At 64.7% G+C, this 15,141-nt stretch carries 16 protein-coding genes; 7 read left to right on the top strand and 9 right to left on the bottom strand.

Going from position 1 to position 15,141, the window contains the following annotated elements; genetic code table 11:
- Nucleotides 1-3: 3 nt before the first annotated feature.
- The 3 genes from AB870_RS04060 to AB870_RS04050 all read right to left on the bottom strand — a co-directional run bounded on the left by AB870_RS04060 (nt 4) and on the right by AB870_RS04050 (nt 2,208).
- Complete coding sequence (locus tag AB870_RS04060) at nt 4-969, bottom strand: NAD(P)-dependent oxidoreductase (RefSeq protein WP_047907042.1); 966 nt, start codon at nt 967-969, stop codon at nt 4-6.
- Between the two features lie 82 nt (nt 970-1,051).
- The gene (locus AB870_RS04055; RefSeq protein ID WP_047907041.1) at nt 1,052-1,672 is read right to left on the bottom strand and encodes a 2-hydroxychromene-2-carboxylate isomerase; all 621 of its coding nucleotides are present in this window, start codon (nt 1,670-1,672) and stop codon (nt 1,052-1,054) included.
- Nucleotides 1,673-1,791: 119 nt separating this feature from the next.
- Nucleotides 1,792-2,208: a CopD family protein gene (locus AB870_RS04050; RefSeq protein ID WP_047908774.1), complete on the bottom strand. Its 417-nt coding sequence runs from the start codon at nt 2,206-2,208 to the stop codon at nt 1,792-1,794.
- A 209-nt stretch (nt 2,209-2,417) separates the two neighbouring features.
- Between AB870_RS04050 and ruvC the strand changes: the two genes are divergently transcribed.
- From ruvC to AB870_RS04035, 3 genes are all read left to right on the top strand, one after another.
- Nucleotides 2,418-2,960 (top strand): crossover junction endodeoxyribonuclease RuvC, encoded by a 543-nt coding sequence (ruvC, locus tag AB870_RS04045; RefSeq protein WP_047907040.1) that lies wholly within the window; start codon nt 2,418-2,420, stop codon nt 2,958-2,960.
- A gap of 81 nt (nt 2,961-3,041) precedes the next feature.
- Complete coding sequence (gene ruvB / locus AB870_RS04040) at nt 3,042-4,112, top strand: Holliday junction branch migration DNA helicase RuvB (protein WP_047907039.1); 1,071 nt, start codon at nt 3,042-3,044, stop codon at nt 4,110-4,112.
- 123 nt (nt 4,113-4,235) lie between these two features.
- Nucleotides 4,236-5,222 (top strand): oxygenase MpaB family protein, encoded by a 987-nt coding sequence (locus tag AB870_RS04035; RefSeq protein ID WP_053059548.1) that lies wholly within the window; start codon nt 4,236-4,238, stop codon nt 5,220-5,222.
- Between the two features lie 34 nt (nt 5,223-5,256).
- Here the strand turns inward: AB870_RS04035 and AB870_RS04030 are convergent, their stop codons facing one another.
- The 4 genes from AB870_RS04030 to tyrS form a co-directional block, all read right to left on the bottom strand.
- A complete protein-coding gene (locus AB870_RS04030) occupies nt 5,257-5,967 on the bottom strand; it encodes a histidine phosphatase family protein (protein ID WP_047907038.1) in 711 nt (236 codons plus the stop codon).
- A 57-nt stretch (nt 5,968-6,024) separates the two neighbouring features.
- Entirely contained in the window at nt 6,025-6,651 is a 627-nt protein-coding gene (locus AB870_RS04025) for a YbhB/YbcL family Raf kinase inhibitor-like protein (RefSeq protein WP_047907037.1), read from the bottom strand.
- Nucleotides 6,652-6,777: 126 nt separating this feature from the next.
- The gene (gene dtd, locus AB870_RS04020) at nt 6,778-7,257 is read right to left on the bottom strand and encodes a D-aminoacyl-tRNA deacylase (RefSeq protein ID WP_047907036.1); all 480 of its coding nucleotides are present in this window, start codon (nt 7,255-7,257) and stop codon (nt 6,778-6,780) included.
- 56 nt (nt 7,258-7,313) lie between these two features.
- A complete protein-coding gene (gene tyrS / locus AB870_RS04015) occupies nt 7,314-8,558 on the bottom strand; it encodes a tyrosine--tRNA ligase (RefSeq protein WP_047907035.1) in 1,245 nt (414 codons plus the stop codon).
- Between the two features lie 201 nt (nt 8,559-8,759).
- On the opposite strand from tyrS, the gene AB870_RS04010 reads away from it, so the two are divergent.
- From AB870_RS04010 to AB870_RS03995, 4 genes are all read left to right on the top strand, one after another.
- Nucleotides 8,760-10,130: a M23 family metallopeptidase gene (locus AB870_RS04010; protein WP_047907034.1), complete on the top strand. Its 1,371-nt coding sequence runs from the start codon at nt 8,760-8,762 to the stop codon at nt 10,128-10,130.
- 125 nt (nt 10,131-10,255) lie between these two features.
- Nucleotides 10,256-11,386 (top strand): anhydro-N-acetylmuramic acid kinase, encoded by a 1,131-nt coding sequence (locus AB870_RS04005; RefSeq protein WP_047907033.1) that lies wholly within the window; start codon nt 10,256-10,258, stop codon nt 11,384-11,386.
- A gap of 297 nt (nt 11,387-11,683) precedes the next feature.
- Nucleotides 11,684-12,187: an SET domain-containing protein-lysine N-methyltransferase gene (locus AB870_RS04000; protein WP_047907032.1), complete on the top strand. Its 504-nt coding sequence runs from the start codon at nt 11,684-11,686 to the stop codon at nt 12,185-12,187.
- An 11-nt stretch (nt 12,188-12,198) separates the two neighbouring features.
- Entirely contained in the window at nt 12,199-13,575 is a 1,377-nt protein-coding gene (locus tag AB870_RS03995; RefSeq protein WP_064674762.1) for a trans-sulfuration enzyme family protein, read from the top strand.
- Here AB870_RS03995 and erpA read toward each other — a convergent pair.
- Together erpA and argC are read right to left on the bottom strand one after the other, a co-directional pair.
- Nucleotides 13,520-13,885: an iron-sulfur cluster insertion protein ErpA gene (gene erpA / locus AB870_RS03990; RefSeq protein WP_044454229.1), complete on the bottom strand. Its 366-nt coding sequence runs from the start codon at nt 13,883-13,885 to the stop codon at nt 13,520-13,522. The genes AB870_RS03995 and erpA overlap by 56 nt on opposite strands.
- 97 nt (nt 13,886-13,982) lie before the next feature.
- The gene (argC, locus tag AB870_RS03985) at nt 13,983-15,026 is read right to left on the bottom strand and encodes an N-acetyl-gamma-glutamyl-phosphate reductase (RefSeq protein WP_047907031.1); all 1,044 of its coding nucleotides are present in this window, start codon (nt 15,024-15,026) and stop codon (nt 13,983-13,985) included.
- Between the last annotated feature and the right edge of the window lie 115 nt (nt 15,027-15,141).

Raw genomic sequence — 15,141 nt, 5'->3', positions numbered from 1 at the left:
GCACTAGGGATTCACGACGTTTTGCAGCGGTTTGCCGGTGAGTGCGGCAATGAGATTGTCGGCAGCACACGACGCCATCGCATGACGCGTTTCATGCGTGGCCGAACCGATATGCGGCAGGGCCACCACGTTCTTCATCCTGAGCAGCGGCGAGTCGACCGGGACCGGCTCGCGCTCGAACACATCCAGACCGGCAGCGCGCAAATGGCCGCGCGCCAGCGCGTCGACCAGCGCCGCTTCGTCGATCACCTTGCCACGCGCCGCGTTGATGAAGATCGCGCCCCGCTTCATTTGCGCGAACTCGGCCGCACCGATCAGACGTTCGGTCGCCGGCGACAGCGGCACGAGCGTCACGACGAAATCCGACTGCGCGAGCAGTTCGGGCAGCGTACGGTGTTGCGCACCGTACGCCTTCTCCGCCGCCTCGTTGCGCGAGCGGTTGCTGTACAGCACTTTCATGCCGAAGCCGAGTGCCGCACGACGGGCCACCGCACCGCCGATGCGGCCCATGCCGACGATGCCGAGCGTCTTGCCTTGCACGTCGGTCCCGAAGTGTTCTTCGCCGAGACTCGCCTTCCAGCCACCGGCTTTCACCAGTTCGGCCAGTTCGACGACACGGCGCGCGCTCGAGAGCACCAGCGCGAACACTGTGTCCGCCGTGGTTTGCGTGAGCACGTCGGGCGTGTTCATCAGTTTGATGCCGCGACGCGTAAGCTCGGGCACGTCGAACTGGTCGTAACCCACCGAGATGGTGGCCCATGCCCTGAGCTTCGGCGCACCGTCGAGCAGTGCGGGCGTGACGTTCACGCCAACGCCGATGGCACCATCGGCACGGCCGAGCGCCGCGGCGAACTCGGCGCGATTGCCGTCGTTCACCCCGTCGAATTCGATCAGGGAAAAATGCTCTGCCAAGCGTGCGCGCACATCCGGCGGCACGCCCTTGTACAACACAACTTCCGGACGACTCATGCTCTTCGCTCCTGCGGGATTGCCGCCGCGGCGCTCAACGCGGGGCAGCGGCCGAAACGCTCCGCTATGGGGACTCGCGGGCTCAACCCTTTTTCGCGCGGGCTTCGGCAAATGCCCGCTCGAGAAAATCGAGACGGTCCTGCCCCCAATACGGCTCGCCTTCGAAGACGAACCAGGGCGCGCCGTACACGCCTGCGCGCTCGGCGTCATCGGTATTCGCATCGTAGGCGGCCTGCACGCTCGGCCCGCCCGATGCCGCGAGCAGCGACTTGCCGTCGAGCGACAATCCATTGGCGATGGCTTGCAGCGTTGCGTCGTCGGCAATGTTGCGCTCTTCGACCCACAGCGCCTTCGAGATGGCGCCGATCAGTTCGAGCGCCTTGTCCGTGCCATGTGCGAGTTGTGTTGCGACGACCAGACGTGCGGACGGATCGCCCGCCACGGGAAAAAATTTCGGTTCCAGCGTGAGCGGCACACCGAGGTACTTCGACCAGCGCGCCAGTTCCACCAGACGATACGCCTGACGCTGCGGCGCGCGCTTGGCGAGCGGCAGACCGCCCGAACCGTTGAAGACACGCCCGAGATCCATCGGCTTGAGCTGGATCCGGACGTCGTATCGACGCGCCAGTTCGACGAAACGCGCGTGCCCCAGGTAGACGTAGGGCGACTGCGTCGCCAGGAAATACTCGCAGCTCAGACTCACGGCAAACTCCTCTTGCTATCGATGGTTGGCGCTCGATGACCGGCGCTATGGATGCATGACGATGTGGCGTTCGCGAAACGGCGATGGCCCGGCATTCGGGCCTTCGTCAATCGATTCGGTCAGAACGGTTTGACCACCGCGAGAATGACCGCTCCGAGCAGACCCAGCACCGGAATCTCGTTGAAATAGCGATACCAGCGGTGCGAACGCGTGTTGCGTCCATTCTCGAATTTGCGCAGCAGGCTTGCGCACGCGTGGTGGTAACCGATGAGCAGCACGACGATCAGCAGCTTGGCGTGCAACCAGCCGCCGTGGCGGCCGATGCCATAGTACAGCCAGAGAATCAGTCCGAAAGCGAGTGCGGGCACGGCGAGGATCGTCATGAAGCGGTAGAGCTTGCGCGCCATGAGCAGCAGACGTTGCGTCGCGCGGGGATCGCTTTCCATCGCCAGGTTGACGAAAATGCGCGGCAGATAGAACAGACCGGCAAACCACGAGGCGACGAAAACGATGTGAAGCGCTTTGATCCAGAGCATCGGGAAGGGGTGGCCCGGCAGCAGGCCGTCGAATATCTTGAACAACAAGCAATGTACAACAATCCGCCGTCTCGCGACGCGCAGCACCGCGCGCCCGATGCCGCGCGGCCTGCGGCAAATCGACGCGACCCGGCGCGGGTATGCCAGAATACGGGCCATATTGGCTTTTTTGCCCGCATCGGCGCAGCGCGCCGGTCATTGGCCCCCGCATGAGAATCCTTGGTATCGACCCCGGCCTGCGCGTCACCGGCTTCGGCGTGCTCGAAAAGCACGGCAACCGCCTGCAATACGTGACGAGCGGCGTCATCCGTACCGGCGAAGGCTCCCTGCCCGCCCGGTTGCGCATCATCTTCGAGAGCGTGGCGGAACTGGTCGACACCTACCGGCCCGATCAGGCCGCTATCGAAAAGGTGTTCGTCAACGTCAACCCGCAGTCCACGCTGCTGCTCGGTCAGGCGCGCGGAGCGGCCATCACGGCGCTGTCGGTGGGCGGGCTGGAAGTCTTCGAATACACACCCATGCAGTTGAAACAGGCCGTCGTCGGTTACGGACGCGCCCGCAAGGAGCAGGTGCAGGAGATGGTGACCCGCCTGCTCACGCTCACCGGCACGCCCGGCAAGGACGCCTCCGACGCGCTCGGCGTGGCTATCTGCCATGCGCACAACGGCGAAACATACGCGGCGCTGGCCGAGGTCTCCGCGGCGCTGGCCACCAGGGGCCTGCGTGTGAAACGCGGGCGTCTGGTGGGCTGAGTCGGATTTTGAGCCGGACTCCCCCGTTTGCCGGGCTCTCACTGCCCCGGCAAGCGACGCCCGAAGCGCTACAATGCAGCCATGATAGAAACCGACAAACTCGCCGCCGAGCGCATCATCGCACCGACCCCGGTCTCGCCCAACGAAGAAGCCTTCGAGCGCGCGCTGCGCCCCAAGCTGCTCGACGAATACGTCGGCCAGCGCAAGGTGCGCGAACAGCTCGAAATCTTCATCGAGGCGGCCCGCAAGCGCTCGGAACCGCTCGACCACGTGCTGCTCTTCGGCCCGCCGGGTCTGGGCAAGACGACGCTCGCCCACATCATCGCCCGCGAAATGGGCGTGCATCTGCGCCAGACGTCCGGGCCGGTGCTGGAACGCCCGGGCGATCTCGCCGCGCTGCTGACCAATCTCGAAGCGAACGACGTCCTGTTCATCGACGAAATCCACCGACTCTCGCCGGTCGTCGAGGAAATTCTGTATCCGGCGCTCGAGGACTATCAGATCGACATCATGATCGGCGAAGGTCCGGCCGCGCGCAGCGTCAAGCTCGATCTCCAGCCGTTCACGCTCGTGGGCGCCACGACCCGCGCCGGCATGTTGACCAATCCGCTGCGCGACCGCTTCGGGATCGTGGCTCGCCTCGAGTTTTATACGGCGGAAGAACTCGCGGGCATCGTGCGGCGCTCGGCAGGACTGCTCGGCGCCGCCATTGCCGAGGACGGCGCATATGAGATTGCGCGCCGCGCCCGCGGCACGCCGCGCATCGCCAACCGTCTGCTGCGCCGTGTGCGCGACTTCGCCGAAGTGAAGGCCGATGGCCGCATTACGGCCGCGGTGGCCGACGCCGCGCTGTCGATGCTCGACGTCGATCCGGTCGGCTTCGACGTCATGGACCGCAAGCTGCTTGAAGCGGTACTGCACAAGTTCGACGGTGGCCCGGTCGGCGTCGACAACCTCGCCGCCGCGATCGGCGAAGAGCGCGACACCATCGAGGACGTGATCGAGCCGTACCTGATTCAGCAGGGCTTCCTGCAACGTACGCCGCGCGGGCGTGTCGCCACGCTCGCCGCCTACCGTCACTTCGGTCTTGCGGCGCCCGGCAGCGTGCCGGAAAGCGGATCGCTCTGGTCGCCGGACGCGACCGGCAAGTAGCCGCGCGCGTGCGGCGTACCGCGTCACGGCCCCGCCGGGACGTTGGTCCTCCGTTGGCCACTCGTTGGTCCCCGGTTGCTCCCCGGTTGGTCCCCCGATACTCAGATACCTGGATTCTCCGAAATGGCATCGCACGACGATCTCCCCACACCGCCCCCGGCAACGCCCTTGCGTCCCGCCGGGCCGGTGGTGGGTGTCTCGGGCCGTCTGCGTCACGCCATCGCCATGCGGCTCGTGAGCCTGACGTCAGGCCCCGGAGCGCCGCGTCTGAACTACGATACCCCTGACGGCGACCCCGGCCTGTTCGGCCCCGATGCCGCGTGCTGGCATGTTCACGGCGATTTCACCTCGATGATGATCGGCGGCGTGAGCGCATTGCTGCTGCAATCGTTGCATCCGCTGGCCATGGCCGGCGTCTGGGACCACTCGACGTTCCGGCAGGACGTCATGGGCCGGTTGCGCCGTACCGCCACGTTCATCGGCGGCACGACCTTCGGCAATACCGCCGACGCGCAAGCCCTGCTCGAGCGCGTGCGGCGTATCCATCGTCAGGTCACGGGCACCGCGCCCGACGGGCGTCCGTATGCCGCTTACGATCCCGATCTGCTCACGTGGGTGCACGTCGCCGAAACATCGAGCTTCCTGCGCAGCTATCTCGTCTACAAACAACCTGCGTTCTCGCGCAGCGATCAGGATCGTTATTACGCGGAAGTCGCACGCATTGCGGTCGCGCTCGGTGCCCGCGAGGTGCCCACGAGCGTAGCGCAGATCGACGACTATCTCGACGCGATGCGCCCGGCCTTGAGCGCGAGCGAGCGCACCGGGGAAGTGGTGCGTGTGCTGCGCAATTTACCGGCGCCGTTCGCCGGCGCGCGCGTGTTCAGCGGGTTGTTGTTCCGCGCCGGCGTCGACCTGCTGCCCGAATGGGCGCAGACGATGCTAGGCTTCGACGACAGGGCGACGATTCGTCGTCTGACGGTGCGTCCTGCCGTGCGTCACATGGCTCGGGTCGCACGCTGGTCGATGCGCAACAGTGTGGCGCATCGCGCACGACGCCGCGCATTGGCGACGCCCGCCGTCGTCGTGACGGAACCTTCGTGGGAGCGCTAAAGGCGTCGGGCCACGGCCGAACCCGCGCCGTCGGTTACACCACGCGCGGATCGACGCGATCGCCGGCGGCAACGTCCGCCGGTTTGTCGTTGCTTTCGTCGCGCACAGCATCGTCCAGATGCCCGACGTCTGCCCAACTCAGCACCTGCCAACGCTCGCCGTCGTACGAGAGACGGTTCACGCTGGCATTGAGCAGCGGGTACGCGCGCGGCTCGGCCAGTGCGAGATTCGTCGCGAGTCGATAGCAGCAGTCGAGCACGCCCCCGTGCGCGACGAGCGCCACACGCTGCCCGGCATAGTCGCGCAGCACCTGCGCGATGAAACCGGTAATACGCGTGTAGAAGCCACGCATCGACTCGCCCCCCGGGATCACGAAGTCCGGATCGCGTGTCTGCCAGCGCGCATAGTCCTGCGGGAACGCCGCCTGAATCTCGTCGGGCACGCGCGTCTCGAAAGCGCCGTAGTGACGCTCCCGAAGGCGCTCCGTTCGTACGAGCGGCAACCCGCACGCATGCGCAACGGGCTGCGCCGTCTGCACCGCGCGCCGCAAGTCGCTCGTCAACACATGATCGAACGCGCTGCCATGCGCCGCCACCTCGCGCGCAATGCGCTCGCCCAGCAACATCGCCTGACGCTCCCCCTCGCTCGACAGCGGAATGTCCGTATGCCCCTGAATCCGTTTGATGCGGTTCCAGTCGGTCTCGCCGTGGCGAATCAGGGTCAGGGTGGTGGTCGTGCGGGTCATCGAAGCAATGGCGATTACGGAGGAATGGGGAACACGGGCGGCGCCGCCGCCTGCCGCTCAGCGCACCTTCGGATTGAGCGAGTAAGTGCCGGTCACGGTCGCGCTGCCCAGCACGTGCGGCTTGATCGCGGCGAGCACGTCGTTGCCGTCGAAGCGGCCATCGAGCGGCACGCGCGCGACGTCCAGCGCATACACGGTGAAGTGATAGTGGTGGACGATCGTGTCGTTCCACGGCGGGCACGGCCCGTCATAGCCGTAGTAGTCGCCCTTCATGGACTCGTCGCCGGCGAACCACGCGGTGTAGTCGTTCACACCATGACGCATGCCGTCGAGCGCGTCCGGGCCGAACTTGCCGCGCGGCGTGACGTGATTGCTGTGGCTGGCCGCCGGAATTTCGCCAACCGATGCCGGCACGTCGACCAGCACCCAGTGGAAGAAGTCGACGCGCGGCAGATCCGCGGGCACTTCGCGGCCTTCCTTGTTCACGTCGTCGCCCCGGCTCGGCACGTCGCTGTCGGTACAGATCACGACAAACGAGCGCGTGCCGGCGGGCACGTCCGACCAGGCCAGATGGGGATTCTTGTTCTGCGACAGCGCAACGTGCGATTGTGCATCCGGTTTGCCGAAGGCGAATTGCACGTCCATTGCGGCATTGTCGGCAAACGAGTCACTCCAGACTTTCATCAGATTCTCCCAAGCTGTGAATTCAGAACCCGACGACGGTATCACACCAGTGCGAATCGCGTGCGGCCGCCCATGCACTTCAGGACGATTCCGATCTCACCGGCGCAGGGCACCGGCCCGCAGGCCCTAGCCAGCTTCGGGCCGCGTCTGCAACCAGAACGTCACCGGCCCGTCGTTGACGAGCGAGACACGCATGTGTGCGCCGAACTCGCCGGTTTCCACGACAGGATGGCGCATTCGCGCCTGCGCGACGAAATGATCGAACAGACGCTTGCCGTCGGCCGGACTGGCCGCCGGCGTGAAGCTCGGCCGGGTGCCGCTGTTGGTGTCGGCGGCCAGCGTGAACTGCGAGACGAGCAGAAGGCCGCCCGCGGCGCCGGTGCCGTCGGTCTTGCCGTCGAGACTCGCCACGCTGCGGTTCATCTTGCCCGCTTCATCCGAAAACACGCGGTAGCCGAGCAGCTTCGCGAGCAGCCTGTCCGCACTCGCCTCGGTGTCGCCGCGCTCCGCGCACACGAGGGCGAGCAGGCCCGGTCCAATAGCACCGACGGTGCGGCCATCGACCGTCACCGCCGCTTCGAGCACACGCTGAATGAGGGCAATCATCGGTATCGCGCGACAAAGACCGCAAAGGGCAGGAATGCCATGAACGCAGACAACGCTCAGGCGAGCGTCACGCGCGCAAAGCGGCGCTTGCCGACCTGCACGACGTAAGTGCCGGCGCCGATCTTCGCGCCCTTGTCGGACACGACTTCGCCATCGATACGCACGCCGCCCTGTTCGATGTTGCGGTTGGCTTCCGACGTGGAGGGCACCAGCCCCGCCTGCTTGAGTAGCTGCGCAATGCCCAACGGTGCGCCGTCGAGGGAAACTTCCGGAATATCGTCCGGCACGCCGCCCTTGGCGCGTGCGTTGAAGTCCTCGAGCGCGCGCTCGGCGTCGGCTTGCGAGTGGAAGCGCGCCACGATTTCCTGACCGAGCAGCACCTTCACATCGCGCGGATTGCGACCGCCTTCGACATCCCTGCGCAGCTGCGCGATCTCTTCGAGCGTACGGAACGACAGCAGCTCGTAGTACCGCCACATCAGGTCGTCCGAAATGCTCATCAGCTTGCCGAACATCTCGCTCGGCTTCTCGCTGATCCCGATGTAGTTGTTCTTGGACTTCGACATCTTCTCGACGCCATCCAGCCCTTCGAGCAGCGGCATTGTCAGGATGCACTGCGGCTCCTGACCGTATTGCTTCTGCAATTCGCGGCCCACGAGCAGGTTGAACTTCTGGTCCGTGCCGCCGAGTTCCAGATCGGACTCCAGCGCCACCGAGTCGTAGCCCTGCATGAGCGGATAGAGGAATTCGTGGATGGCGATGGGCACGCCCCCCTGGAAACGCTTCGTGAAGTCTTCGCGCTCGAGCATGCGCGCCATGGTGTAACGCGACGCGAGCTTGATCATGCCGTCGGCGCCCAGCTTCATCGACCATTCGCTGTTGTAGCGAATTTCGGTCTTCTCGCGATCGAGCACCAGCGCCGCCTGCTCGAAATAGGTCCGGGCGTTTGCCTCGATCTGCTCGCGCGTGAGCGGCGGGCGCGTGCTGTTACGACCCGAGGGGTCGCCGATCAGCGAGGTGAAATCACCGATCAGGAAGATGACGGTGTGCCCCATATCCTGCAACTGGCGCATCTTGTTGAGCACCACCGTGTGACCGATGTGGATGTCGGGCGCGGTCGGATCCAGACCCAGCTTGATGCGCAACGGCTTGCCCGTCGCTTCGCTGCGCGCCAGCTTTTGCAGGAACTCCTCTTCGACGAGCAACTCGTCGCAACCGCGCTTGGCGATGGCCAGCGCAGCACGGGCGGCATCGGTCACGGGGTACTTCCTTTCCGAGGTGAGTGCGTGTTCACTTGTCATAACATCATTGTCCAGACTGCTTCAGGGGTTTCCCCTTATCCAGTCAGTAAAGGCGGAGGCAGCGGCGGGTCTGCTATAATCGCCGCTCAATTCTCGGCTCGGGCCGAAGCGACGCCGGGTTGCCCCGGAAATTCCGGCAGGCAATCACGAAGCGTGTCGCTCCGCCCGGGCGTTTTCGTAAGTTGCGCAGAATTTTACGTGATGTGGCCAAAACTCCGTGATTTTTTTGCGCGTGAACTGCTGACCCTGATCGATCCCACGCAGCCGAAGCACCGTCGCAGAAAGGTGCAAATCGTGGCAACGGTCGGTTCGGCCCTGACGTTGGGAATGGTGACCGCTTTCGGCGTGGCACCGATGGTGCCGGATTCGGCACGCAACGGCGCGAGCGTGACTTTACCGCTCACCTTCCCCGACCTGGCCCGACAGATCCAGCAGCTCGACGCGCAGTCCCAGACCTTTATCCATCAAGTGGCGCTGCGCCGCGGCGAGACTCTCGGCGACATGCTCTCGCGACTGTCGATTCAGGACCCCGCCGCCGAGAAGTTCATCCGCGAGAATGCCGTCGCCCGTCGCCTGATCGGCGTGCCCGCCGGGCAGGTCGTGCAGGCCGAAACCGACGACGACGGCAAGCTCGTCACGCTCTCCACGGTGCTCTCGACCAGCAGCGCCGCCGCGCAGCAACTGGTCATCGAGCGTAACGACGACGGTCGTCTGCGCGCACGCATGGAGCAGTTGGCGAACGACACCGAATGGGCCATGCGCTCCGGCGCAATCGCCGGCAATTTCTTCACCGCAATGGACGATGCGGGCGTGCCCGACGCGGTCGTCGCGCAGATGGTGAACATTTTCTCCGGCGTGATCAACTTCCAGCGCGACGTGCGTCGTGGCGACCGCTTCCGCCTCGTATACGAAGTGATCAAGCAGCAGGACCGCACGGTGCGCACCGGCCGCGTACTCGCCATCGAGTTCATCAATCAGGGCAAGACGCATCAGGCGATCTGGTACGCTGACCCGCAAGGGGCGCCCGAAGGCGCTTATTACGGCTTCGACGGCCGCAACCTGAAGCAGGCGTTTCTGCGCACGCCGGTCGAGTTCTCGCGTATTTCGTCGGCGTTCGGCGGGCGCGAGCACCCGTTCCAGCACAAGTGGAAGAAGCACGAAGGCGTGGATCTGGCAGCCCCTGTCGGCACCCGCGTGTTCGCGGCAGGCGACGGCGTGGTCAAATTCGTCGGCATGCAGAGCGGTTACGGCAATCTGGTCGAAATCGATCACGCGGGCAACTATCAGACGCGCTACGCCCACCTGTCCGGCTTCGGTCCCGGCATGAAGCCCGGCACACGCGTGACGCAAGGCCAGGTCATCGGTTTCGTCGGTCAGACAGGCTGGGCCACCGGCCCGCATCTGCACTACGAACTGCGCCTGAATGGCGTGCCGCGCAACCCGTTCTCCACGGACGTGGCAGCCGTCGCACCGCTCTCGGGCAATCGCCTGAAGCTGTTCGACATGTACGCCGAAAACCTGCTCAAGCGCATCGATTTGATGCGCACCGTGCAAGTCGCCGAACGCGATTGAGGCATGCTGGAGTCCGCACTGCGCCCATGACCGACATCCGCCCGCCCGCTGTTACGTCTATCACGTCGGTTACGTCTGCTGCTACCGATCCGGTTACGCCCGCCCGCGCTCACTACATCGGTCTGATGTCCGGCACGAGTCTGGACGGGGTCGACGGGGTACTCGTGGCGTCTGCCGGCGGCCGGGTGCTTGCCGAAGCCTACCTCCCGTTCCCGGCCGAGCTGCGCGAGACGCTGATGGCGCTTCAGGCGCCGTCGGAAAACGAGTTGCACAAGGAAGCACTGGCGGCCAATGCGCTGGTGCGCATCTACGCGGCGTGCGTGGCGCAAATGCTCGCGTCGGCGAGCTTGCCGGCGACGGCCGTGGCCGCCATCGGCGCGCACGGGCAAACGATCCGTCACCGGCCGGGCGAATTCGACGGCGTCGGTTACACGCGCCAACTCAACGCCCCCGCCCTTCTTGCCGAGCTGACCGGCATCGACGTCGTCGCCGATATCCGCAGCCGCGATGTCGCCGCCGGCGGCCAGGGCGCACCGCTCGTGCCCGCCTTCCATCAGGCGGTGTTCGCGGCGGTGGACGAGACCCGCGTCGTCTGCAATCTCGGCGGCATCAGCAACATCACGATCCTGCCGGCGACGGCCCCGTTCCAGCCCGGAACCGATCCGGATTCCCAAACGGCCCATCCCGCCAGTCCCGTGTTCGGCTTCGATTGCGGCCCGGGCAATGCCTTGCTCGACGGCTGGGCGGCGCGGCATCTCGGAATGCCCTACGACGACGGCGGCGCATGGGGCGCCACCGGACACATCGACGACGGCCTGCTCGCCGCGTTGTTGAGTGAGCCCTACTTCCGGCAAGCGCCGCCGAAAAGCACGGGGCGCGACCTCTTTCACGCGGCGTGGCTCGACGCCCGTCTGCGCGCATTCCCGCATGTCAGCCCTGTGGATGTGCAGGCAACACTCGTCGCACTCACCGCGCAGTGCGTTGTCGACGACGTTCTGCGCTACGCGCCCGGCTGCCGGGGTTTCTACGCCTGTGGCGGTGGCACACGTAACAGCACCCTCATGCAGGCCATCGCCGCCCGGCTGCCGGGCGTGACGGTGGCGACGACCGAAGCGCTCGGCGTGCCGCCGCATCAGGTCGAGGCACGCGCTTTCGCGTGGCTTGCCGAGCGCTGCGTCGCGCGCGAGCCGGGCAATTTGCCATCGGTCACCGGCGCGAGAGGGCCTCGCATTCTGGGCGCAATCTACCCGCGCTGAACGGCACCTCCCAGCGGGTGAACGCCCCTTAAGCCCCTAAGCCCCTCAAGCCCCTCAAGCCCTTAACGCCACCTAACGCCCCTTAACGCCGCTATCGCCCCCTTTCCCTCGGCAATCAGCGCGTCGCGTCCCACGCGGGCGTCGGCCTACGCCGCGACCTCCATCCACGGCGATACGCAGGACCGCCCCCAAAACGCACCGAATTCGGTCACGGGCCATCGGCTCGTGTGCCACTGTTTCGACGTCGACTCCGCGCCTCGCTGCGCTTCTTAAGACGTTTCTCAGTGGGAATTCATCATGGGCGAAATGCACTTTTCTTATCTGTTCGAATCACTGGAAGACGAATATCCGTCGCCATCGAAGTTCGAGGTCTGCCGATATGGCGCGGGAGAAGATCGGGGCGTGCGGGCATTGGTCCCGTTCGTTCGCGCAGAACTCGTGAGCCGCATGACCGGCTTGCTCGGCAATCAGCGCAGGTTGCACACGTTGCAGGTCAGCGAGACAACCCATCTTTACGATCCGAACTTTGCGGGCATGCTGCTGCACTCATGCTCGCCTTCCGTAGTGTTGGACATGCACCGCCTCGATATTTATGCACTACGCGATATCGAGGCGGGAGAGTTCCTCACCATGGACTACGCGTCCACCGAAGAGACGCTGGCCCGGCAGTTCAGATGCGTGTGCGGCGCCGAAGGCTGTCGCCGGTGGATCACCGGCTACAAGGAATTGCCCAACCGCGAGGGAATGGCGTACCTCGCTACACTCATCGGCAATGGGAAGATCGAAGGCGCGAAACGATAGGGTGCGCCGATATGCTCCGCATCGAGACCGCATCCATCGTCAGCGATCGCGGCGTCACGGAAGAACCGGGCGTCGCGCCTGCCATTCATTACAGCGCTGTCTTCGCCGCATCGTGCGAACGCGATTTCCTCGAAATGTCGACGCTGCCGCAGCATCCCAGGAATTACACACGCTACGGCAATCCGGTGCATGAACGGGTCAAGGCTGTGATGGCCAGGCTCGAAGGCACGCAGACCGCCCTCGTCACCGGATCGGGCATGGGCGCACTCACCACGACGCTGCTCGCGCTGCTCGGCGCCGGCGACCATGTGGTCGCCCAGCGGCGGCATTACATGAGCACGGCCAATCTGCTGGACGGCATGCTCAAACGCTTCGGTGTCGAAGTGTCGCTGGTGGACCAGACGGATACGGCGGCCTTCGTCCGGGCAATTCGGAAAAACACAAAACTCATCGTGCTCGAATCGCCCGCCAACCCCTTGCTCGAACTGACCGACGTTGCGGGCGTTGCGCTCGTGGCGAAGTCGCACGGCATTCTCACTGTCGCGGACAACACCTTCGCGTCGCCCCTGAATCAGCAGCCCCACGCATTGGGTGTCGATATCGTCGTTCACAGCGCCACGAAGTATTTGGGCGGGCATCACGACCTGACGGGCGGCATCATCTGCACTAGCGAAGTGTTGGTCGAACGCATCTGGCGCACACACGTAGGCGTGGGATCGGTCCTCTCGCCCATGGATGCCTGGCTACTGTTGCGCGGCATTCGCACGTTCCCGCTGAGAATGGAACGGATCAACCGGAACGCGCTGGCGCTGGCGCGCTGCCTTTGCGAGCATCCGGGTGTCGGCGAGGTGAGATATCCGGGGCTCACGTGTCATCCGCAGTTCGCACTCGCGCGCACGCAGATGCGCGGGTTTGGCGGCGTACTGACCTTCCGGGTGAAAGCCGGCGCCCACGCCGCCAGACGCCTCGTCGCCGGGCTGCGCATCCCGCAGATTGCCGGCAGTCTGGGGGGCGTGAACTCCCTCGCCATCCACGTGGCGACGATGTGGGGCGGCACAAGAGCGCAAACCGCCGGCGCCGACACCATCCCGGACGATCTGGTGCGCTACGCCGTCGGCATCGAGCACATCGACGACCTCAGGAACGATCTGTTGGACGCACTGGACAGAAGCGGGCGATCAGCACAATCAACGGCACAAAAAACCCCTCGCTATGAGGGGTTTTTTTGTCTCTGGCGGCCAGCGCGACACCGAAGCGCATGCAACCACCGCGAAACGAGTCAAACGCGTTTGGGGCCGCCCGTTCGGTTCGCAGCGCTCGCCGCGTCGTCGATCAGACCGAGAACGAGGAACCGCAGCCACAGGTCGTGGTTGCGTTCGGGTTCTTGATCACGAACTGTGCGCCGTTGATGTCTTCCTTGTAGTCGATTTCCGCGCCGACGAGGTATTGATAGCTCATCGAGTCGATCAGCAGCGACACGCCGTTCTTGTCGAGCACGGTATCGTCTTCGTTGACGTCTTCATCGAAAGTGAAACCATACTGGAAGCCCGAGCAACCGCCACCCTGCACGAACACGCGCAGTTTCAGGTCCGGGTTGCCTTCTTCGTCGATCAATTGCTTGACCTTGTCCGCCGCGCTGTCGGTAAAGACCAGGAATGCGGGCATTTCCGTGACGGCGTCCTCAAGCAGTGCGCTCATCGCAAATCTCCATAAATCGGTTTGGTGTCATTCTAGCCCTATTCCCCAAATCGTGCCGATGGCCGAAAAATCAAGGGTTTAGTGACGATAAATACCGTTACGGCAGTACGGGAATATGGGTCAGCCCCATGTTCTCCGGCAAGCCGAACATCAGGTTCATACATTGCACGCCCTGGCCGGATGCGCCCTTGACCAGATTGTCCTCGACTACGAGGATCACCAGTGTGTCGCCATCGTTTGGACGGTGCACGGCCAAGCGCACGTAGTTCGACGCGCGCACCCAGCGCGTTTCCGGCATCGAACCTGCCGGCAGCACGTCCACGAATGGTTCGCCGGCGTAATACGTTTCGAACAGCGCCTGGAAATCGGTATCGCGTGCTTCGGGCAGGATCGTTGCGTACAGCGTCGAATGGATGCCGCGAATCGTGGGCAGCAGATGCGGTACGAACGTCAGACCGACGTCGTAACCGGCGATCGCTTCGAGTCCCTGTTTGATTTCCGGGTGATGGCGATGGCCCTTCACGCCATACGCCTTGAAGTTGTCGGCCGTCTCCGCGAGGATCAGCGATGTCTCGCCCTTGCGTCCGGCCCCGCTCGCGCCCGACTTGGCGTCGGCGATCAGATGCTTCGGATCGACCAGCTTGCGGCCACCGGCGAACAACGGCGCGTAACCCAGTTGCACGGACGTCGGATAACACCCCGGCAGGCCGATGACACGCGCGCTCTTGATCTTCTCGCGGTTGATTTCGGGCAGACCGTAGACCGCTTCCTCAAGGATGTCCGGGCACGCGTGCGGCATGCCGTACCACTTCTCGAACGTCGCCGTGTCCTTCAGACGGAAGTCGGCCGCGAGGTCGATCACACGCACTCCGGCGGCCAGCAGTTCGCGGGCCTGCGCCATGGCCACACCGTGCGGCGTGGCGAAAAAGACCACGTCGCAGTCGGTGAGACGGGCGTCGTCGGGCGTGCAGAACGCCAGGTCGACACGGCCTCGCAGGTTCGGATACATGTCGGCGACCGGCGTACCCGCTTCCTTGCGCGAGGTAATTGCCGTCAACTTCACTTCCGGATGCTGCGCCAGCAAGCGGAGCAGCTCCACACCGGTATAGCCGGTGCCGCCTACGATACCTACCTTGACCATGTCCTACCCCTTTCAATCGGAACCGCGATTCTATCAAGCTTCGACGACACTTGTGGGACGGCCACGCCCCCGGCGCAAAGCGCCGCGAAGGGTGCCCCGCAGTGTCCCAAAATGA

It is taken from the genome of Pandoraea faecigallinarum (assembly GCF_001029105.3).
Taxonomy (GTDB): Bacteria; Pseudomonadota; Gammaproteobacteria; order Burkholderiales; family Burkholderiaceae; genus Pandoraea; species Pandoraea faecigallinarum.
Note: the sequence above shows the minus strand (reverse complement) of the source record. Positions and strands in the feature narration are given on the sequence as shown.